A 20,447-nucleotide genomic window follows, 5' to 3' on the forward strand; every position below is an offset into this window, starting at 1 on the left:
TGGGACATCCCAGCCGAGCGTTCTGCGTGTACGGCTCCTTTTCGGCGTTATGCCGGAATTGTTCTGACCGGGGGGGTGATGCCGCCTTTTGGGGGACCGATATCGTTCCGCGGATCTTTACTGTGCCGTCACGATCGATCGTCAGGCTGCGGGCGTCCCGCCTCCGATCGTCACAGGGAGCCCAATTGCCCGGCCTCGATCGTCGTGCCTTCCTCGTCACCGGACTCGCCGCGGGCGCCGTCGCCGCGCTCCCCGCCGCCGCCTCGGCGGCCCCCGCGCCCACGCCTGAGGCGGCGGGCGAACCGGCCTCCCGCGGCCCGCGTTCCGACCCGTTCACGCTCGGCGTGGCCTCGGGCGACCCCGACCACGCCGGCTTCGTGATCTGGACCCGCCTCGCCCCGCAGCCGCTGGCCGAGGACGGGCTCGGCGGCATGCCGCAGCGGACGTTCGCCGTGCAGTGGCAGGTCTACGCCGACGAGCGCTGCCGCCACGTGGTGCGGGCGGGTGTGGCCGAGGCGAGCCCGGAACGGGGGCACAGCGTCCACGTCGAGGTGGACCACCTGGAGCCCGGCAGGGAGTACTGGTACCGCTTCCGCCTCGGGCCGTACGTCTCACCGGCCGGAAGGGCCCTGACCGCGCCGCACCCCCTGACGTTCGGCGGCCCGCTCACGATGGCCTTCGTGTCCTGCGCGCAGTACGAGCACGGCTACTTCACCTCCTACCGGCGCCTGGCCGAGGACCACCCGGACCTGGTCCTCCACCTGGGCGACTACCAGTACGAGTACACCAAGAACACCTACGTCGCCCCCGGCGGCAACGTACGCGACCACGAGGGGCCGGAGACGGTGACGCTGGCGGACTACCGCCGGCGGCACGCGCAGTACAAGACCGACCCCGACCTGCAGGCCGCGCACGCCGGCGCGCCGTGGCTGGTCGTCTTCGACGACCACGAGGTGGACAACAACTGGGCCGACGAGATGCCGGAGCGCCCGGAGGAGCAGCCCACCTTCCTCGAACGCCGGGCCGCCGCCTTCCGCGCCTACTACGAGAACATGCCGCTGCGCCGCACCTCGGTGCCGCGCGGCGTCGACATGCAGCTCTACCGGCGCGTCAGGTGGGGGGCGATGGCGAACTTCCACATGCTCGACACCCGGCAGTTCCGCGACGACCAGGGCTGCGGCGACGGCTACAAGGACTGCCCCGCGGCGGTCGACCCGGCCCGCTCGATCATGGGCTTCGAGCAGGAGGCGTGGCTGCTCGACGGGTTCCGGCGCTCGCGGGCGCGCTGGGACGTCATCGGCCAGCAGGTCTTCTTCGCCCAGCGCGACAACAACGCCGGACCGGCGAAGATCACCAGCCAGGACGCCTGGGACGGCTACGTCGCGTCGCGGCGGCGGGTCACCCAGGGCTGGATCGACGCCGGCGTGCGCAACCCCGTCGTGCTCACGGGGGACGTGCACGCGCACTGGGCGAGCGACCTGAAGCTGGACTACGACGACCCGACCGGTCCCACGGTCGGATCCGAGCTGGTGACGACCTCCATCAGCACCACCGGCGACGGTGCCGACTCCGACCCGGCGGCGCACCCGTTCCTGCAGATCAACCCGCACCTGAAGTTCTACAACAACCAGCGCGGCTACGTCCTGACCACGATCGACAGGGACGCGCTGACCGCCGACTTCAGGGTGGTGCCCGTCGTCTCGGTCCCCGGCTCCGAGGTGCACACCCGGGCGACGTTCGTGATCGAGGACAGGGTGCCCGGCGTGCAGCGGACCTACCTGCGCCCGCTCGACCCCGCGATCGCGGCGCGGCGTGAGATGACGGCCGAGGACATGGCGGAGGCGACCGTGCGGCAGGAGACCGAGCGCCCCTGACCTCGCGCTCAGGCGGGCGGCGTCCCCTTTCCGGGGCGCCGCCCGCTTCGACTGCCGCCGACCGGCCACCGTTATCGTGACCTGCTATGACGACCGACGACACCGGACGGCTCGCCGAGAACCTGTCACGTGAGCTGCGCCACATCGTGATGCTGCTGCGCCGTACGACGGCGGGGCAGCCGGTCACCGCCCAGCAGTACTCCGTGCTCGGCTCCCTGGAGGACGGCGCGCGCCGGATGACCGAGCTGGCCGAGGAGCACGGCGTGCAGCTGCCGACGATGAGCGTGCAGGTCAACCGCCTGGAGGAGGCTGGCCTCGTCGCGCGGGGCACCGACGCCTCCGACGCGCGGGTGCGCACCGTCGAGCTGACGGGCGAGGGCCGCGACCGCCTCCGGGCCGTACGGCAGGCCAGGATCGCCTATCTTTCCGGCCGGCTGGGCGCGCTGACCCCCGAGGAGCGCTCGGCCATCGCCCGCGCCCTTCCCGCCCTGGCCAAGCTGGGTCGTGTCTGATTTATCGTTTTGGGCGCGCAAGACCGCGGCCATACCCTGAACAGGGCCACCACAGGAAGGGAAACCGTGACGTCCGCACCCAAGATCGGCGTGCTCGCCCTGCAGGGCGACGTGCGCGAGCACATCCGCGCTCTGGAGGAGTCGGGCGCGACCGCCACGCCGGTGCGCAGGCAGGAGGAGCTCGCCGCGGTGGACGCGCTGGTCGTCCCGGGCGGGGAGTCGACCACGATGTGGAAGCTCGCCACCACCTTCGAGCTGCTCGAACCGCTCCGGCTGCGGATCAAGGAGGGCATGCCCGCCTACGGCTCGTGCGCCGGGATGATCATGCTGGCCGACCGGATCGAGGGCGGCATCGAGGGTCAGGAGACGCTGGGCGGCATCGACATGGTGGTCCGCCGCAACGCCTTCGGCCGCCAGGTCGACTCGTTCGAGGCCGATCTCGACTTCGCCGGGCGCGGGACGATCAGGGCCGTGTTCATCCGCGCGCCCTGGGTCGAGTCCGTGGGGCCCGATGTGAAGGTGCTGGGCCGCACCGAAGCTGGGGATAGGATCGTCGCGGTCCGACAGGGACCGTTGCTCGCGACGTCCTTCCACCCGGAGCTGACCGGCGACGCGCGGGTGCACTCGTATTTTGTCGAAATGGTGAGGGAGCTCTAGGCGATGTCCGGCCACTCCAAATGGGCGACGACGAAGCACAAGAAGGCGGCGCTGGACTCCAAGCGCGGCAAGCTTTTCGCCAAGCTCATCAAGAACATCGAGGTCGCGGCCAGGACCGGCGGGCCCGACCCGGACGGCAACCCCACGCTGTTCGACGCCATCACCAAGGCCAGGAAGAACTCGGTCCCGATCGACAACATCGAGCGGGCCCGCAAGCGCGGCGGCGGCCTGGAGGCCGGCGGCGCCGACTGGCAGACGATCATGTACGAGGGCTACGCCCCCGGCGGCGTCGCGGTCCTCATCGAGTGCCTCACCGACAACCGCAACCGCGCGGCGTCCGAGGTGCGCGTGGCGCTGACCCGCAACGGCGGCTCGCTCGCCGACCCCGGCTCGGTGTCGTACATGTTCAACCGCAAGGGCGTCGTGATCGTCCCCAAGGGCTCGCTGACCGAGGACGACGTGCTCATGGCCGTCCTCGACGCGGGGGCCGAGGAGGTCAACGACCTCGGCGAGAACTTCGAGGTGGTCTGCGAGGCCTCCGACCTCATCCCGGTGCGCAAGGCGCTGCAGGACGCGGGCATCGACTACGAGTCGGCCGAGATGAGCTTCGTCCCCACGCTCAACGTCCCTCTCGACGAGGATGGCGCCCGCAAGGTCTTCAAGCTCATCGACGCGCTCGAGGACAGCGACGACGTGCAGAACGTGTGGGCGAACTTCGACGTGAGCGACGAGGTCATGGAGAAGGTCGAAGCCTGACGCCGGAGCCGGGCACGGGCCCTCGGCCCCAGGGAGGCACGGGCCCTCGGCCCCAGGGAGGCACGGGCCCTCGGCCCCAGGGCGGCGAGGGGGCGGAAAACCGGTGGCAGAGTCCGCCGGGGCCCGCATAGCTTGGCCGGTTGTGGAAATCCGTCATCTCACCAGCGACGATCTGGACGCCGTCCTCGACAACCGCAGGCGCGCCTTCGGCCCCTTGTCCGGCGGCGGCGCCGAGACCTGGCGCAAGCTCGTCTCCCCGATGCTGCCCGAGGGCCGTTACCTGGGCGCCTTCGACGGCTCCCGCCTTCTCGGCACCGCCAGGGTCAACCCGTACGTCCAGTGGTGGCACGGCCGCCCGCAGTCGATGGGCGGCGTGGCGAGCGTGACGGTGGCGCCGGAGGACCGCGGCAGGGGAGTGGGCCGGGCGCTCATGGACGCGGTGGTCGAGCGCTGCGCGGAGCTCGGCCACGCGGTCTCCGCGCTCTACCCGGCCACCACGCCGCTGTACCGCAGCGCGGGCTACGAGCACGCCGGCGTGCTCCACCGGATCACCGTGCCCGCCGAGGCGCTGCGTACGCTGGGCGGCCCCGGCGGCCCCGGCGGCGCTGTCAACGGCGTCGACGCGGTCAAGCTGCGCCGGATGGGCCCCGCCGACGCGGCCGAGCTCGTGGCCCTGATCGGCCGGGTGCACGCCGCCACCCGCGCGAGCGGGCCGCTGTGCTTCGACGAACGGACCTGGCGGCTGTGGCTGGAGGACGACGACGACTTCTGCTACCTGGCCGACGACGGGTTCGTCGTCTACCGGTGGAGCGACGGGGACATCGAGGTCGACAACCTGCTGGCGGGGTCGGAGGCGACGGCCCGGGCCCTGTGGTCGATGGTCGGCAGCGCCTCGTCCGTCGCGAAGTCGGTGACCGCCTGCGTCGACCCGGCCGACCCGGTTCTCTGGATGCTGCGGGAGCGGTCGAAGGACGAGGTCAGCCAGACCCGGTGGATGTTCCGGCTGATCGACCTGCCCGCCGCGGTCGAGGGGCGCGGTTTCCCCGCAGGGGTGTCCGTCGAGACCCCCGTCGAGGTGACCGACTCCCGGCGCCCGGGCAACACGGGCACGTGGCTGCTGCGGGTGGACGGCGGCTCCGGCTCGGTGACGCGGCGGGACGCGGCGCGTGGTGAGGGGGCACACGGGGACGCGACGCGGCTCACGATCGGCGGGATGTCCGCGCTGTTCGCCGGCGTGCCCACGGCCACGCTCCGCCGCGCCGGCCTGCTGACCGGCGGCTCTCCCGAGGCCGACGACGCGCTGGACGCCGCGTTCGGCTGCGCCGCGTACATGGTCGACTACTTCTGACGCACCCGCGCGGCCGCTGATCGCGATAGAGTGACCGACCGAACAGATGTTCGGCGCAGTGGCGGCCGCGCCGTGGCCGCGCCGCCGGGATCAGGGAGGCGTGCCGGTGCGGTTGCCCCAACTGCGGGTGATGGGCGTGGACCCGGGGCTGACGCGGTGCGGCCTCGGCGCCGTGGAGGGCCGTCCTGGCGCGCCGCTGAGCCTGCTGTCGGTCGGGGTGGTCCGCACCCCGGCCGACGACGACATCGGGTCCCGGCTGGTCGTCATCGAGGCGGAGATCGAGCGCTGGCTCGACGAGATCAGGCCCGACGCGGTCGCCGTCGAGCGGGTCTTCGCCCAGCACAACGTCCGCACGGTCATGGGGACGGCCCAGGCGTCGGCCGTCGCGATCGTCTGCGCGGCCCGGCGGGGGCTGCCGGTCGCGCTGCACACGCCGAGCGAGGTCAAGGCCGCCATCACGGGCAACGGCAACGCCGACAAGAAGCAGGTCGGCACGATGGTCACCCGGCTGCTGCGGCTCGACGCCATGCCCAAGCCGGCGGACGCGGCCGACGCGCTCGCCCTGGCCATCTGCCACGTCTGGCGCGGCGGCGTGCAGCACCGCCTGGCCGACGCCCTGGCCCGGGCCCGTTCCGGGGGTGCGGGCACTACTGGCACCACTGGCACTGGGGGCTCTGGTAGGACTGGGAGGCCCGGCGACGTCGCGGCCGGGCGTCCGGACCGGGGAGGGGACACGCGGTGATCGCATCCGTTGCGGGGCAGGTGGCGGCGATCGGGGCCGACAGCGCCGTGGTCGAGGTGGGCGGAGTCGGGATGCTCGTCCACTGCACCCCGGGCACCCTGGCCGGGCTGCGCGTCGGCGAACCCGCCCGGCTGTCCACCTCGCTCGTCGTCCGCGAGGACTCGCTCACGCTGTACGGCTTCGCCTCCGACGACGAGCGCACGGTCTTCGAGCTGCTCCAGACGGCCAGCGGGGTCGGGCCGCGCCTGGCCCTGGCCATGCTCGCGGTCCACGCGCCCAACGCGCTGCGGGTCGCGGTGGCGAGCGGCGACATCAAGGCCCTGACGATGGTGCCCGGCATCGGCCAGAAGGGCGCGCAGCGCATCGTGCTCGAACTCAAGGACAAGCTCGGCACCCCGGCCGCGGCCGTCGACGCCGCGATCAACGGCGCGGCGGCGCCGCCCGTCTGGCGCGACCAGGTCCACTCGGGACTGGTCGGGCTCGGCTACTCGTCACGGGACGCCGACGAGGCGGTCGCGGCGGTCAGCGCGGAGGCCGAGGCGGAGGTCGCGGCCGGCCGCACCCCGCAGGTGGCCGCGCTGCTCAAGTCCGCCCTGCGCGCGCTGAGCGCGCGGTGACCGCGTGACTGGCTGACGGTTCGATGAAAGTTTCACCGGGAAGCGGACGGGTCCCGGCAGGCCGAGCGGATGGTGTCGAGTGAGCTTCGAGCGGGATCTCGTGTCGCCGGAACCGGAGGGCGACGAGCGGGTGATCGAGGCCGCGCTGCGTCCCCGGCGCCTGGACGAGTTCATCGGGCAGGGCCGGGTGCGCGAGCAGCTGTCGCTGGTGCTGGAGAGCGCCCTGCGCCGCAACCGCCCGCCCGACCACGTCCTGATGAGCGGCGGCCCCGGGCTCGGCAAGACGACGCTCGCCATGATCATCGCCTCCGAGCTGGGCGCGCCGCTGCGGATGACCTCAGGCCCGGCGCTGGAGCGCGCGGGCGACCTCGCCGCGATCCTGTCCACGCTGACCGAGGGCGAGGTCCTGTTCATCGACGAGATCCACCGCATGGCCCGGCCGGCGGAGGAGATGCTCTACCTCGCCATGGAGGACTTCCGGGTCGACATCGTCGTGGGCAAGGGTCCCGGCGCCACCTCGATCCCCCTCGACATCGCCCCGTTCACGCTGGTCGGAGCAACCACCCGGGCGGGGTTGCTGCCCGCGCCGCTGCGTGACAGGTTCGGCTTCACCGCCCACATGGACTTCTACGAGGTGGCCGAGCTGGAGCGGGTGCTGCGGCGCTCCGCCCGGCTGCTGTCGGTGGAACTGCCGGACGAGGGCGCCCACGAGATCGCCCGCCGCTCGCGCGGCACGCCCCGGATCGCCAACCGCCTGCTCCGGCGGGTGCGCGACTTCGCCGAGGTCCGCGCGGAGGGCGTGGTCACCAGGGAGGTCGCGGCGGCGGCGCTCAACCTGTACGAGGTCGACGCCGAGGGGCTCGACCGGCTCGACCGGGCCGTGCTCGAGGCGCTGCTGCGCAAGTTCGGCGGCGGCCCGGTGGGCCTGTCGACGCTCGCGGTGGCCGTGGGGGAGGAGCCGGAGACCGTCGAGGTCGTGGCCGAGCCCTTCCTGGTGCGTCAGGGGCTGCTGGCCCGCACCCCGAGGGGCCGCGTCGCCACCGCCGCCGCGTGGACGCACCTCGGCCTGACTCCGCCTCCTGACGCCGTCGGCTCGGTGGCGGTGCCCACGCTCTTCGACGAGGCCTGAGCGCTCCCGGGCGGCGGCGCGGAGGCTGGAAGGGGAAACCGGGGCAAATAGGTAACAGACCGATTGCGAAGCCCATTAAACGGGAACTTTCCTGCCCGCCGGGCCGTGGGTTCGTTGCCGGGCTTCTGCGGGCTCGCATACACTTCGTGGCTTGACTGGCCGCTCACGCCGACACGAGAAGCGTCGCGGTGGCCCGCGTGAGAAGCGCACAAGACCTCCGGCGTCAGGCCGGTTCATCACGTTACGGAAGGGTGGCCCCCGTGGGTAACAGCCCGCTTGGGACGTTCCTGCCACTGATCTTGCTGGTAGTGGTGTTCTACTTCCTCCTGATCCGCCCCCAGCGCAAGCGGCAGCAGGAGCAGATCCAGATGCAGAACTCCCTCACCCCGGGCGTCCGGGTCATGACCACGACAGGCCTGTTCGCGACGGTCGTCGCCCTCCAGGACGACGACGTCGTGCTGGAGGTGGCCCCCGGCGTCGAGACCCGCTGGGCCAAGGCGGCGATCGGCCGGGTGATCACTCCTGTGGACGAGGTGACGGGCGGGGAGGCCGAAGAGACCGTGACGGATGGTCCCGACACGGGGAACGGTGACGATACAAGCACCAAGCAGTCCTGAGTGGCCTGATCACAACCTTTCGACGAAAGAACTGACCTCCAGTGGCCCCACCGACCAGTAGCCAGAGCAAGCCTGGACGCACACTCCTGCTGCTCCTTGTGCTCATCCTCGTCATGGGCGCGACGGTCGCCCTCCAGAAGGCGTTCACTCCCAAGTTCGGCCTCGACCTCGCGGGCGGCACCACCGTGACGCTCTCGCCGGTCACGGCGAACGGGAAGGCGCCGTCGCAGGAGAGCCTCGACCGTGCCGTGACGATCATCCGGCAGCGCGTCAACGGCACCGGCATCTCCGACGCCCAGGTCGCGAAGTCGAACGAGAACATCGTGATCCAGATTCCGGGAGCGGGCCGAGACGAGGCGCTCCGGCTGGTGTCGACCACCGCCGAACTGCGCATGCGGCAGGTGCTCGCGGTGGCCGCCGCCCAGGCGCCGCCGGCTCAGGTGCCCACGGCGGCGCCCACGCCCAGCGGTTCGGCCGCGGCGACGCCGGCGGCCACTCCGGCCAAGTCCACGCCGGCCAGGGAGAGCACCGCCCCGAACGGGAACGCGACCCCGGCGGGCCGTGCCCTGTCGAAGGCGCTGACCGCGCCGTCGCCGGAGCCGAGCACCTCGACGAGGGCCACGACCCACCACAGGGCGGGCGCCGGGACCGCCCGGGGCGCCCGGGCCAAGGCGTCGCCCTCGGCGGCTCCCAGCCCCACGCCGACGGCGAGCCCGGAGGACAACAGCGACCCACTGGCCGGTCAGGACACCAGCGGCATCGACCCGGCGCTGCTCGCCGAGTTCCGCAAGATCGACTGCACCGCGAAGAACCGCGGCCAGGGCGCCATCGACGACCCGAACAAGCAGATCGTCGCCTGCAGCGACGACGGCTCGGCGCGGTACATCCTGGACAAGGCCGCGGTGCAGGGCACCGAGATCAGCGGCGCGCAGGCGGGCACCGACCCCACCACCGGTGAGTGGATCGTCCAGGTCGACTTCAAGTCGAAGGGCGCCACGCTGTTCGCCGACATCACCCGGCGCATCACCAGCCTGCCGGCCCCGCGCAACCAGCTCGCCAACGTGCTGGACGGCGTGGTCATCGTCGCTCCGACGATCGAGGAGGCCATCCCCGGCGGCAGCGCCCGCATCTCCGGCAGTTTCACCCAGAAGACCGCCACCGAGCTGGCCGACCAGCTCAAGTACGGCGCGCTGCCGCTGAAGTTCCAGCAGAGCTCCGTCGTCTCGGTCTCCTCGACCCTCGGCCAGGACCAGCTTCACGGCGGTCTGATCGCCGGCGCGCTCGGCCTGATCGTCGTCGTGATCTACCTGCTGCTCTACTACCGCGGCCTGGGGCTCATCGGCATGGCCAGCCTGTGCGTGGCCACGGTGTTCACATACCTGACGGTGGACGTGCTGAGCCACAACGCCGGCTTCCGGCTCTCGCTGCCGCACATCATCGGTCTGGTGGTCTCGATCGGCATCACCGCGGACTCGTTCATCGTCTACTTCGAACGGATCCGCGACGAGATCAAGGAGGGTCACCGCACGCTGCGCTCGGCGGTGGAGGTGGCCTGGCGGCGCGCCCGGCGGACCATCCTGGTCGCCGACGCCGTCATGTTCATCGCCGCGGTGGTGCTCTACTTCCTCGCGGTCGGCGACGTCGCCGGCTTCGCGTTCGCGATGGGCCTGACGACGCTCATCGACATCGTGGTGGTGTTCCTGTTCACCAAGCCGCTGATGTCCCTCGTGGCGCGGTTGCGGTTCTTCTCGAAGGGCCACAAGCTGTCCGGACTCGACGCGGAGCGCATGGGCCGCACCAGCCCCGCCGAGCAGACCCTGCAGGAGGCGTGATGCCCGGAGTGATCAGCCGCCTCTACCGCGGCGACATCAACATCGACTTCGTCGGCAAGCGCAAGATCTGGTACGGCCTGTCGGTGTTCCTGCTGGCCGTCTCCATCCTGGGCCTGGCGCTGAACGGGCTGAACCTGGGCGTGGAGTTCCGCGGCGGCTCCGTCTTCGACTTCAAGCGCACTCCCGGCTCCAGCATCGAGCAGGTGCGCGAGACCGTCGCGGACGTCGGAGTCCACCAGGTCATCGTGCAACAGGCCGGGCCGAACTGGCGGGTCACCACCGAGAGCCTCAAGGGCGACGAGGTGACCAAGGTCCAGCAGACGGTCGCCCGGAAGTACGGCATCCAGGAGGAGCAGGTCAGCTCCCAGGTCATCGGCGCGACCTGGGGTGGCGAGGTCTCCCAGAAGGCCTGGATCGGTCTCGCGGTCTTCATGATCGCGATCATGCTGTACCTGTCGGTGGCCTTCGAGTGGCGGATGGCGCTCGCGGCGATCGTCGCCCTCGTCCACGACCTCGTGATCACGGCAGGCGTCTACGCCTGGTCGGGCTTCGAGGTCACCCCGGCCACCATGCTCGGCTTCCTCACGATCCTCGGTTACTCGTTGTACGACGCGGTCGTCGTCTTCGACATGATCAAGGAGGTCACGGGCAAGCTCGGCACGAGCGCGAAGATGACCTACACGCAGGCCGCCAACAACGCGCTCAGCCACACGCTGATCCGGTCGCTGAACACCTCGCTGGTGGCGATCCTGCCGGTGGCGGCGATCCTGTTCATCGGCACCACGCTGCTCGGCGCCGGCACGCTGAAGGACCTGTCGCTGGCCCTGTTCGTCGGCATGATCGTCGGCACCTACTCGTCCCTGTGCGTGGCGACGCCGATCCTGGTCACGCTCAAGGAGCGGGAGCCCAAGTGGCAGGCGCTGGCCCAGCGGGTGCACGCCAAGCAGGTCTCCGCCGCCAAGGCAGCCGCCAAGGAGCCCGTCTCCGCCGGCTCGCAGAACGTCACCACGACGGCCGCGGACAAGCGCAAGAAGCGCTGACCCCGTCCCGTCGCAGGCGCCCCCGGAACCCGCCCGGTTCCGGGGGCGCCGTCGTGTTCCGGTCTCCCGCTAGGGTGAGCGTCGTGACTGACTGGACGGCTCTCATCAGGGATGTCCCGGACTACCCCAAGCCGGGCATCCTCTTCAAGGACATCACCCCGCTGCTGGCCGACCACGCGGCCTTCACCCAGGTCGTGGACGAACTCGGGGACGGCCTGGCGTTCGACAAGGTGGTCGGCATCGAGGCGCGGGGCTTCATCCTCGCCGCGCCGGTGGCCTACCACAGCGGCGCAGGGTTCGTACCAGTGCGTAAAAAGGGCAAATTGCCCGCCGACACGTACGAGGCGTCCTATGATCTGGAGTACGGCTCCGCGACGATCGAGGTGCACGCCGACGCCTTCGAGCCCGGCGACCGGGTCCTGATCGTGGACGACGTCCTCGCCACGGGCGGCACGGCCCGGGCGGCCGTGGAGCTGGTCAGGAGGACGGGCGCGGAGGTCGTGGCCGCGTCCTTCCTGATGGAGCTGTCCTTCCTCTCCGGCCGCGACCGGCTGCCGGGCCTGGACGTCCGCACCCTGCTCGCCGTCTGAGCCGCGCGGGCCGGTCAGGGGGCACGTGGCCGAGAGTGCTGTGGCAGCACGGATACACTGTGGAATCTGGACTCGACGTAAGGAGTCTGTGTGCCCCGTGATGTGGTCGTGCCCGACAGCGCGCGGGTCGATCGCGGAGTGATCTCCCGCGACGCCCCCGAGCCCGTCGCAGACGTGCCCCCTGACGCGGCGCGCGACCCGGCGGCGGGCCCGGAGGACAGGCCGGCTTCGGCCACGCGACGGAGGCTCGCCCGTTTCGGGGGGCAGTGGGGTGCTATGAATCCGGTGTTGGAACCGCTCTTCAAGACGGTCCGTGCCACCCATCCCAAAGCCGACCTGCGGCTGATCGAGCGCGCGTACGACGTCGCCGCCTACCACCACCGGGATCAGAAGCGCAAGAGCGGCGACCCGTACATCACCCACCCGCTCGCGGTGGCGACGATCCTGGCGGAGCTGGGCACGGACGACGAGACGCTGTGCGCCGCCCTGTTGCACGACACGGTCGAGGACACCGCCTACAGCCTCGACGAGTTACGAGCCGACTTCGGCGACAACATCGCGTTGCTCGTCGACGGCGTGACCAAGCTCGACAAGGTGAAGTTCGGCGACGCGGCGCAGGCGGAGACCGTGCGCAAGATGGTCGTCGCGATGTCGCGCGACATCCGCGTGCTGGTGATCAAGCTGGCCGACCGGCTGCACAACATGCGGACCATGCGCTACATGCCCGAGCACAAGCGCCAGCAGAAGTCCCGCGAGACGCTGGAGATCTTCGCGCCGCTGGCCCACCGGCTCGGCATGAACACCATCAAGTGGGAGCTGGAGGACCTCGCGTTCGCCATGCTCTACCCCAAGCGGTACGACGAGATCGCCCGGATGGTGTCGGAGCGCGCGCCGCGCCGCGACCTGTTCCTGCACGAGGTCATCGAGAAGGTCTCCGCCGACCTGCGTGAGGCGAAGATCAAGGCGACCGTGCGGGGCCGTCCCAAGCACTACTACTCGATCTACCAGAAGATGATCGCCAAGGGCGTGGCCTTCGACGACATCTACGACCTGGTGGGCATCCGCGTCCTGGTCGACACGGTCCGCGACTGCTACGCCGCGCTCGGAACGATCCACGCTCAGTGGAAGCCGGTGCCGGGGCGGTTCAAGGACTACATCGCCATGCCCAAGTTCAACATGTACCAGTCGCTCCACACGACGGTCATGGGACCCGAGGGCAAGGCCATCGAGCTGCAGATCCGCACGCGGGCCATGCACAACCGCGCCGAGTACGGCGTGGCCGCGCACTGGAAGTACAAAGAGGAGATGACCGGGGCGGGCCCCGGCAAGGTCAAGCAGGTCAACGACATGGCCTGGCTGCGGCAGCTGCTCGACTGGCAGAAGGAGACCTCCGACCCCGGGGAGTTCCTGGAGTCGCTGCGCTTCGACCTGTCGGTGTCGGAGGTGTTCGTCTTCACCCCGCGCGGCCAGGTGATCGCCCTGCCCGAGGGCGCCACCCCGGTCGACTTCGCGTACGCCGTGCACACCGAGGTCGGCCACCGATGTATCGGCGCGCGGGTGAACGGCAGGCTGGTCCCGCTGGAGTCCCGCCTCGGCAACGGCGACACCGTGGAGATCTTCACCTCGAAGTCGCCCGACGCGGGGCCGTCGAGGGACTGGCTCAAGTTCGTCAAGAGCGGCCGGGCCCGCAACAAGATCCGCCAGTGGTTCACCAAGGAGCGCCGCGAGACCGCCATCGAGGCGGGCAAGGAGGCGATCGGGCGGGCCATGCGCAAGCAGGGCCTGCCGCTGCAGCGGCTGATGTCCGGCGAGGCGCTGCTGGCCCTGGCCAGGGACCTGCGCTACGCCGACGTCTCGGCCCTGTACGCCGCCGTCGGCGAGGGGCACCTCACCGCACAGTCGGTCGTGGACAAGCTCGTACAGGCCCTGGGCGGCGTCGAGGGGGCCGAGGAGGACATCGCCGAGGCCCAGGTCCCCACGCGGCTCAAGGGCCGTCTGAGGGCCAACTCGAACGCCGGCGTGATCGTCGCGGGCGACCCGGACGTGTGGGTCCGGCTGTCGCGCTGCTGCACCCCGGTGCCGGGGGACGAGATCGTCGGGTTCGTGACGCGGGGGCACGGCGTCTCCGTCCACCGCACCAACTGCCCGAACGTCGAGCAGCTGAGCAACCATCCCGACCGGCTGGTGGAGGTCTCCTGGTCGCCCGGGGACGACTCTGTGTTCCTCGTCGCCATCCAGGTGGAGGCGCTCGACCGGCCCCGCTTGCTGTCGGACGTCACGCGGACCCTGTCCGACCAGCACGTGAACATCCTGTCGGCCTCGGTGACGACCAGCCGCGACCGGGTGGCGATCAGCAAGTTCACCTTCGAGATGGGCGACCCCAAGCACCTCGGCCACGTGCTCAAGGCGGTGCGCAACGTCGCGGGCGTCTACGACGTCTACCGCGTGACCAGCTGACGGCCCCGCCCGGCCGCAACCACGGCCCGGCGGGCCGATGGCCGGACGGCCCCTGCCCTGCGGCGGGGCGTCCTCAGGAATCCGCGGATATGCGAATCCCGGCGTGACACGAGGTCACGCCGGGATCCTGGGATGGTCCTCCGGGCCGGTCAGGAGAACTCGGCGAGCGTGCGTTCGGCCTCCTGGAGCCAGGAGCGGCGGGCGGCCAGGGCCTCCTCCGTCTCCTTGACGTCCTTGTCCCGGCCGGCCGTCTGGGCCTTGGCCAGCCGCGTCTCCAGCTGGTCGATGGACCTGCGGAGCTGGTTGACCGTGTCCTGGGCGCGGGCCCTGGCCTCGGGGTTGGAGCGCTTCCACTCGGTCTCCTCGGCCCTGCGGACCGCGTCGTCGACCTTGCGCAGCCCGCCCTCCAGGCGGTCGCGCTGGTCGCGCGGCACCGGGCCCGCGGCCTCCCAGCGCTCCAGGATGCCCCGCAACGCCGTACGGGCGGCCCGCGCGTCGGTGACCGGCAGCAGCTTGTCGGCCTCGGCCAGCAGCGCCTCCTTCACCTCCGCGTTGGCCGCGAAGGAGGCGTCCCGCTCCGCGAACACCGCCGAGCGGGCCTGGAAGAACTGGTCCTGGGCGCCCTTGAAACGCGCCCACAGCTCGTCCTCGACCTCACGGGAGGCGCGTCCCGCGGCCTTCCACTGGCGCATCAGCTCCCGGTAGGCCGCCGCGGTGGCGTTCCACTCCGTCGAGTCCGCCAGCGCCTCCGCCTCGCTCACGATGCGCTCCTTGGCGTCGCGCACCGCGTCGCGCTGCTGGTCGAGCGAGGAGAAGTACGCCTTGCGCCGCTTGGCGAAGGCCGTACGGGCCGTGGACAGCCTCTTCCACAGCGTGGCCTCGGTGGCCCGGTCGACCCGCTCCGCGGCCTTCCACTCCTCGACGAGCTGCCGCAGCCGCTCGCCGCCGGACTTCCAGTGCGTCGTCTCCTCGGCGATGCGCTCGGCCTCGGCGACGATGCGCTCCTTGACCTCGCGCGCGTGCGCCCGGGCCTGGTCGCGTGCCGCCCGCAGCTCCTCGCGCCGCTTGCCGACCAGCTCGGTCAGCGCCGTCAGCCGGTCCTGCAGCGAGCCGAGGTCGCCGACCGCGTGCGCCTCGGCCACCGTCTCCCGCAGCTTGGCGATGCTCGCCTCGGCCTGGGCCGGCGCGAGGTCGGTGCCGCGCACCCGCTGCTCCAGGAGCTGCACCTGGCCCGCCAGCTCGTCGAACTTCCGGCGGTAGTAGGCCAGCGCCTCCTCCGGCTCACCGGCCTGCCAGGACCCGACGGCCCGTTCTCCCTCAGCCGTACGCACGTAGACGGTGCCGTCCTCGTCTACCCGGCCCCACGGGTCGGTGCTCACCGTGTCCTCCCGCACTTGAATCAGCCTCCAGGGCTCGATGTGCCCTTGGTTGTATTACGTCAGCTCTTGCTGGTGATTGTCACGTCTTTGATGACCACGGGCTGCTTCGGGGCACCAGTGCCGTCCCCGCCGGCACTGGGGATGACGCCCTTCTTGGCGACCTTGTCCACGATTTCGAGTCCTTTGGTCACCGTACCGAAAGGCGTGTAGTCGGGCGTCAGCCCGGTGTCCCCGAACACGATGAAGAACTGGCTTCCGTTGGTGTTCGGGCCGCTGTTCGCCATCGCGATCACGCCCCGCGTGTACTTCGCGCCCGTCAGGTTCTCGTTGGCGAAGCGGTAGCCGGGGCCGCCCTGGCCGTCGGTCGGGTTCTTGCCGTCGGCCTTGGCCAGCGGGTCGCCGCACTGCAGGATCGGGAAGCTCGTGCCCATCCGGTGGCACTTCGTGTTGTCGAAGTAGTCCTTGGAGGCCAGGAACCTGAACGAGTTGACCGTGCAGGGCGCCTTCTCGCTGTCCAGCCGCGCGACGATGTCGCCGAGGTTGGTCTTGATGGTCATGGTCGCCGGGGCGGTGCTCACCTTCTCCGGCGGCATGCCCACGTTCTTGACCTGCCCGCCGCTCTCGTCCGTGACGTAGCCGCAGGTGCCCTTGGCCGGGTCGTACGGCTTGGGCTCGGCCACGGCGGGCTTGATGCTCGCCGACGGCGACGCGGCCGCCGTGGCGTCGCTGTCGTCGCGACCGAGAAGGGTCGTCGCCGCCACCACGCCGCCGATCACCACCACCACGGCCGCGGTGGTGCCGATGATCGCGGTGCGCCGCGACTTCTGCTCGCGTTCCGCGCGTGCCCGCAGCTGCCGTTCGTAGTGTTCCCGGGCCAGCTGCTTCTGCCGGTCCTTGCCGGTGACCACTTCGACCTCCCGACTTTCCTGTTTCCCATGGTCGTACGCCCGGACGCGATCTCGCCGGCGCGTGCCCGCCACACCCGGGAGGTGCTCCGGGAACGGCGGCCCGTTCTATAGCATCCGGCTCGACTGCTCCAAGAATGACTATTGAGGTGGGCGAATCGTATCGGCTGACGGGTATTGGTTCGCAGCCTGCCGACCCGCACCGGTACCCTTCGGTTACATTCGCTCGCGCAATCCTTGATTGATCCGTAGAGACGCAGAGGCCGCTTCCGTGCTCGTCGCCGGGTTTCCCGCAGGGTCGTTCCAGACCAACTGTTACGTCGTCGCTCCCGCAGCAGGCGAGGAGTGCGTGGTCATCGACCCAGGTCAGGACGCCGTGGAGGATCTCGACGCGCTGCTGCGCGAGCATCGGCTGAAGCCGGTCGCGGTGCTGCTCACCCACGGCCACATCGACCACGTGTGGTCGGTGGCCCCGGTGTGCGGCGCCCGCGACGTGCCCGCGTGGATCCACCCGGAGGACCGCGACCTGCTGTCGGACCCGGCGAAGGGGTTCCCGCCGCAGGCGGGCCAGGTGTTCGGCGGGCTGAAACTTTCCGAGCCGGACGACGTACGGGAGCTGGCCGACGGGGCCGTGCTGTCGCTGGCCGGGCTGGAGCTCACGGTCGAGCACAGGCCGGGCCATACCAGGGGGTCGGTGACGTTCCGGACGCCCTTCGAGGACTCCCAGGTCCTGTTCGCGGGCGACCTGCTGTTCGCCGGCTCCATCGGCCGTACCGACCTGCCCGGCGGCGACCACGCCGCCATCCTGCGCAGCCTCGCCAAGACGCTGACGCTGCCGGACGAGACCACGGTCCTGCCCGGCCACGGACCTCAGACGACCATCGGCCGCGAGCGCGCGACCAACCCCTTCCTCAGGGACGTCGCGCCGCACGCAGGCCCGACCAGGGGATTGTGATGACCTTTCAGGCGCCCAAGGGCACCTTCGACTGGATGCCCCCGCGTTCGGAGTGGGCTCTCGCCGTACGGGACGCCCTGGCCGCGCCGGCCCGCCGCGCCGGTTACGGCTACATCGAGACGCCGGCCTTCGAGGACACGGCGCTGTTCTCGCGCGGCGTCGGCGAGTCGACCGACATCGTGACCAAGGAGATGTACACGTTCACGAGCCGGGGCGGGCAGTCGCTGACGCTGCGCCCCGAGGGCACCGCGAGCGTGATGCGTGCCGTGCTCGAACACGGCCTGTACGGCGGGCCGCTGCCGATCAAGCTCTGGTACTCGGGCAGCTACTTCCGCTACGAGCGGGCCCAGGCGGGGCGCTACCGCCACTTCTCCCAGGTTGGGGCGGAGGCCCTGGGGGCCGAGGACCCGGCGCTCGACGCCGAGCTGATCGTGCTGGCGATGGACGGCTACGCCTCGCTGGGCCTGCGCGGCGTCCGGCTGCTGCTGAACTCGCTCGGCTGCAAGGAGTGCCGCCCGGCCTACCGCGCCGCGCTGCAGGACTTCCTGCGCGGCCTGGACCTCGACGAGCCGACCCGCAACCGGATCGAGATCAACCCGCTGCGCGTGCTCGACGACAAGCGCCCCGAGGTGCGCGCGCAGCTGGAGAACGCGCCGCTGGTCACCGACCACCTGTGCGGGGCCTGCAAGGCCTACCACGAGGAGGTCAGGGGCCTGCTGACGGCCGCCGGCGTGGCGTACGAGGACGACCCCCGGCTCGTGCGCGGCCTGGACTACTACACGCGTACGACCTTCGAGTTCCTGCACGACGGCCTGGGCGCCCAGTCGGCGGTCGGCGGGGGAGGGCGCTACGACGGGCTGAGCGAGCAGATCGGCGGCCCGGCGCTGCCGAGCGTGGGCTGGGCCCTCGGGGTGGACCGCACGGTGCTGGCGATGGAGGCCGAGGGCCTGCTGGCCGAGCGGCCCCGCGGCGTCGAGGTGTTCGCCGTACCGCTCGGCGAGGAGGCCAGGCGGCGCGTGTTCCCGCTCGTGAGCGAGCTGCGCCGGGCCGGTCTCGCGGTCGACATGGCCTTCGGCGGCCGTGGCGTCAAGGGCGCGATGAAGGCCGCCGACCGCAGCGGCGCGCGATACGCGCTCATCCTCGGCGACCGAGATATCGAGGCGGGAGCCGTGCAAGTGAAGGACCTGACCACAGCCGACCAGACCGCGGTTCCGCTCGCGGAGGTCGTCGAGTTCTTGAAGGGGAAACTCTCGTGATCCGCACCCACGAGGCAGGCACGCTCCGCAAGGAGCACGCGGGCCAGAAGGTGACGCTGGCCGGATGGGTGGCGCGCCGGCGCGACCACGGCGGCGTGGTCTTCATCGACCTGCGCGACGCCTCCGGCTCGGCCCAGGTGGTCTTCCGCGAGGAGGACCACGCCCACGACCTGCGCGCGGAGTACTGCGTCAAGGTCACAGGCGAGGTACGCCGGCGTCCGGCCGGCAACGAGAACCCCGATCTGCCCACGGGCGAGATCGAGGTCGTCGCCTCCGAGGTGGAGGTGCTGAGCGAGTCGGCGCCGCTGCCGTTCCCGATCGAGGGCAGCTCCGGCGTGTCGGAGGAGGCGCGGCTGAAGTACCGCTACCTCGACATCCGCCGCCAGCGGATCGCCGACGCGCTGCGGATTCGCTCGCAGGCGACCTACCTCGCCAACGAGGTCATGCGCGAGCGCGGGTTCGTCTACGTCGAGACCCCGAACCTGACCCGCTCGACGCCCGAGGGCGCCCGCGACTTCCTGGTGCCGGTACGGCTCCAGCCGGGCAACTGGTACGCCCTGCCGCAGTCGCCGCAGCTGTTCAAGCAGCTCCTCATGGTCTCCGGTCTGGAGCGCTACTACCAGCTCGCCCGCTGCTTCCGGGACGAGGACCTGCGGGCCGACCGGCAGCCCGAGTTCACCCAGATCGACATCGAGATGTCGTTCGTGGACCAGGACGACGTGATCGAGCTGGGCGAGGCGCTCATCGGGCGGATCTGGAAGGAGACGCTCGGCTACGAGCTGCCCACGCCGCTGCCCCGGATGACGTACGCCGAGGCGATGGCGCGGTACGGCTCGGACAAGCCCGACCTGCGCTTCGGCGTCGAGCTGACCGACCTCACGGACTACTTCTCCGGCACCTCGTTCCGCGTCTTCCAGGCGCCGTACGTGGGCGCGGTCGTGATGCCCGGCGGCGCCGCGCAGACCCGCAGGGAGCTCGACGCCTGGCAGGAGTGGGCCAAGTCGCGCGGCGCCCGCGGCCTGGCGTACGTGCTGGTGCAGGAGGACGGCACGCTGGGCGGCCCGGTGGCCAAGAACCTGTCGGAGACCGAGCTGGCCGGCCTCGCCGAGGCCACCGGCGCCAAGCCCGGCGACGCGGTCTTCTTCGCGGCCGGCGCGCCCGCGGCCTCCCGCGACCTGCTCGGCGCGGCCCGCCTGGAGATCGGCCGCCGCTGCGACCTGATCGACGAGTCGCAGTGGTCGTTCCTGTGGATCGTCGACGCCCCGATGTTCGAAGAGGACGGCGAGGGCGGCTGGACCCCGGTCCACCACCCGTTCACCTCCCCGAAGCCGGAGTGGGCCGAGAACTTCCAGGACCACCCCGGCGAGGCGCTCGCCTACGCGTACGACATGGTCTGCAACGGCATGGAGATCGGCGGCGGCTCCATCCGTATCCACCGCGCCGAGATGCAGCAGCGCGTGTTCGACGTGCTCGGCATCTCCAAGGAGGAGGCCGAGAGCAAGTTCGGCTGGCTGCTGGAGGCGTTCAAGTACGGCCCGCCGCCGCACGGCGGCATCGCCTACGGCTGGGACCGCGTCTGCATGCTGCTGGCGGGCGGCGAGTCGATCCGGGACGTGATCGCGTTCCCGAAGACGGCGTCCGGCTACGACCCGCTGAGCGGGGCGCCCACCCCGATCAGCCCGGAGCAGCGCAAGGAGGCAGGCGTGGACGCCACGCCGAAGGGCGACAGGCCCGAGCCCGCCGCGCAGAGCCAGTAGCTCCAACAGGACGGCCCCCGCGGC

At 71.1% G+C, this 20,447-nt stretch carries 18 protein-coding genes; 16 read left to right on the forward strand and 2 right to left on the reverse strand.

Annotation, left to right across the window (positions count from 1 at the left end; all coding sequences use genetic code 11):
- Positions 1 to 185: 185 nt before the first annotated feature.
- The 13 genes from ABZ857_RS28985 (at position 186) to ABZ857_RS29045 (ending at position 14,171) form a co-directional block, all read left to right on the forward strand.
- On the forward strand, positions 186 to 1,874 hold the full coding sequence (locus ABZ857_RS28985; protein WP_357048664.1) for an alkaline phosphatase D family protein: 1,689 nt from the start codon (positions 186 to 188) through the stop codon (positions 1,872 to 1,874).
- A gap of 86 nt (positions 1,875 to 1,960) precedes the next feature.
- Positions 1,961 to 2,386, forward strand: a complete 426-nt coding sequence (locus ABZ857_RS28990; RefSeq protein WP_357048667.1) for a MarR family transcriptional regulator — start codon at positions 1,961 to 1,963, stop codon at positions 2,384 to 2,386.
- A gap of 66 nt (positions 2,387 to 2,452) precedes the next feature.
- The gene (gene pdxT, locus ABZ857_RS28995; protein WP_357048670.1) at positions 2,453 to 3,043 is read left to right on the forward strand and encodes a pyridoxal 5'-phosphate synthase glutaminase subunit PdxT; all 591 of its coding nucleotides are present in this window, start codon (positions 2,453 to 2,455) and stop codon (positions 3,041 to 3,043) included.
- A gap of 3 nt (positions 3,044 to 3,046) precedes the next feature.
- Positions 3,047 to 3,799 (forward strand): YebC/PmpR family DNA-binding transcriptional regulator, encoded by a 753-nt coding sequence (locus ABZ857_RS29000; protein WP_357048673.1) that lies wholly within the window; start codon positions 3,047 to 3,049, stop codon positions 3,797 to 3,799.
- 142 nt (positions 3,800 to 3,941) lie between these two features.
- Positions 3,942 to 5,147, forward strand: a complete 1,206-nt coding sequence (locus tag ABZ857_RS29005; RefSeq protein ID WP_357048676.1) for a GNAT family N-acetyltransferase — start codon at positions 3,942 to 3,944, stop codon at positions 5,145 to 5,147.
- 121 nt (positions 5,148 to 5,268) lie between these two features.
- Positions 5,269 to 5,889 carry a crossover junction endodeoxyribonuclease RuvC gene (ruvC, locus tag ABZ857_RS29010; protein ID WP_357048796.1) on the forward strand — a complete coding sequence of 207 codons (621 nt, stop codon included), beginning with the start codon at positions 5,269 to 5,271 and terminating at the stop codon, positions 5,887 to 5,889.
- A complete protein-coding gene (gene ruvA / locus ABZ857_RS29015) occupies positions 5,886 to 6,506 on the forward strand; it encodes a Holliday junction branch migration protein RuvA (RefSeq protein ID WP_357048679.1) in 621 nt (206 codons plus the stop codon). The genes ruvC and ruvA overlap by 4 nt, the downstream gene beginning before the upstream one ends.
- A 79-nt stretch (positions 6,507 to 6,585) precedes the next feature.
- Positions 6,586 to 7,635, forward strand: a complete 1,050-nt coding sequence (ruvB, locus tag ABZ857_RS29020; protein ID WP_357048682.1) for a Holliday junction branch migration DNA helicase RuvB — start codon at positions 6,586 to 6,588, stop codon at positions 7,633 to 7,635.
- Positions 7,636 to 7,895: 260 nt separating this feature from the next.
- On the forward strand, positions 7,896 to 8,252 hold the full coding sequence (gene yajC / locus ABZ857_RS29025; RefSeq protein ID WP_357048685.1) for a preprotein translocase subunit YajC: 357 nt from the start codon (positions 7,896 to 7,898) through the stop codon (positions 8,250 to 8,252).
- Positions 8,253 to 8,350: 98 nt separating this feature from the next.
- On the forward strand, positions 8,351 to 10,084 hold the full coding sequence (secD, locus tag ABZ857_RS29030; RefSeq protein WP_357048688.1) for a protein translocase subunit SecD: 1,734 nt from the start codon (positions 8,351 to 8,353) through the stop codon (positions 10,082 to 10,084).
- The gene (secF, locus tag ABZ857_RS29035) at positions 10,084 to 11,124 is read left to right on the forward strand and encodes a protein translocase subunit SecF (RefSeq protein WP_357048691.1); all 1,041 of its coding nucleotides are present in this window, start codon (positions 10,084 to 10,086) and stop codon (positions 11,122 to 11,124) included. Before secD ends, secF begins: the two co-directional genes overlap by 1 nt.
- Before the next feature lie 83 nt (positions 11,125 to 11,207).
- Positions 11,208 to 11,714 carry an adenine phosphoribosyltransferase gene (locus ABZ857_RS29040; RefSeq protein ID WP_357048693.1) on the forward strand — a complete coding sequence of 169 codons (507 nt, stop codon included), beginning with the start codon at positions 11,208 to 11,210 and terminating at the stop codon, positions 11,712 to 11,714.
- A 276-nt stretch (positions 11,715 to 11,990) separates the two neighbouring features.
- Positions 11,991 to 14,171 (forward strand): bifunctional (p)ppGpp synthetase/guanosine-3',5'-bis(diphosphate) 3'-pyrophosphohydrolase, encoded by a 2,181-nt coding sequence (locus ABZ857_RS29045; RefSeq protein WP_357048799.1) that lies wholly within the window; start codon positions 11,991 to 11,993, stop codon positions 14,169 to 14,171.
- Positions 14,172 to 14,320: 149 nt separating this feature from the next.
- Here the strand turns inward: ABZ857_RS29045 and ABZ857_RS29050 are convergent, their stop codons facing one another.
- Both ABZ857_RS29050 and ABZ857_RS29055 read right to left on the reverse strand, forming a co-directional pair.
- Positions 14,321 to 15,550: a DUF349 domain-containing protein gene (locus ABZ857_RS29050; RefSeq protein ID WP_357048696.1), complete on the reverse strand. Its 1,230-nt coding sequence runs from the start codon at positions 15,548 to 15,550 to the stop codon at positions 14,321 to 14,323.
- Positions 15,551 to 15,609: 59 nt separating this feature from the next.
- Complete coding sequence (locus ABZ857_RS29055; RefSeq protein ID WP_357048699.1) at positions 15,610 to 16,458, reverse strand: peptidylprolyl isomerase; 849 nt, start codon at positions 16,456 to 16,458, stop codon at positions 15,610 to 15,612.
- Positions 16,459 to 16,726: 268 nt separating this feature from the next.
- On the opposite strand from ABZ857_RS29055, the gene ABZ857_RS29060 reads away from it, so the two are divergent.
- From ABZ857_RS29060 to aspS, 3 genes are read left to right on the forward strand one after another with little or no spacing between them, the layout of a single operon-like run.
- Positions 16,727 to 17,410, forward strand: coding sequence for an MBL fold metallo-hydrolase (locus ABZ857_RS29060; RefSeq protein WP_357048802.1), 684 nt, complete (start codon positions 16,727 to 16,729; stop codon positions 17,408 to 17,410).
- Positions 17,410 to 18,666: a histidine--tRNA ligase gene (gene hisS / locus ABZ857_RS29065; protein ID WP_139575019.1), complete on the forward strand. Its 1,257-nt coding sequence runs from the start codon at positions 17,410 to 17,412 to the stop codon at positions 18,664 to 18,666. The genes ABZ857_RS29060 and hisS overlap by 1 nt, the downstream gene beginning before the upstream one ends.
- Positions 18,663 to 20,423: an aspartate--tRNA ligase gene (aspS, locus tag ABZ857_RS29070; protein WP_357048701.1), complete on the forward strand. Its 1,761-nt coding sequence runs from the start codon at positions 18,663 to 18,665 to the stop codon at positions 20,421 to 20,423. Before hisS ends, aspS begins: the two co-directional genes overlap by 4 nt.
- The last annotated feature ends 24 nt before the right edge of the window (positions 20,424 to 20,447 follow it).

Source organism: Microbispora sp. NPDC046933, assembly GCF_040644635.1.
In the GTDB taxonomy this organism is placed as follows: Bacteria; Actinomycetota; Actinomycetes; order Streptosporangiales; family Streptosporangiaceae; genus Microbispora.

Coding starts and splice junctions, on each gene's coding strand:
- ABZ857_RS28990 (WP_357048667.1), top strand. CDS start 1,961: ATGACGACCGACGACACCGGACGGCTCGCCGAGAACCTGTCACGTGAG.
- secF (WP_357048691.1), top strand. CDS start 10,084: ATGCCCGGAGTGATCAGCCGCCTCTACCGCGGCGACATCAACATCGAC.
- ABZ857_RS29000 (WP_357048673.1), top strand. CDS start 3,047: ATGTCCGGCCACTCCAAATGGGCGACGACGAAGCACAAGAAGGCGGCG.
- hisS (WP_139575019.1), top strand. CDS start 17,410: ATGACCTTTCAGGCGCCCAAGGGCACCTTCGACTGGATGCCCCCGCGT.
- ABZ857_RS29045 (WP_357048799.1), top strand. CDS start 11,991: ATGAATCCGGTGTTGGAACCGCTCTTCAAGACGGTCCGTGCCACCCAT.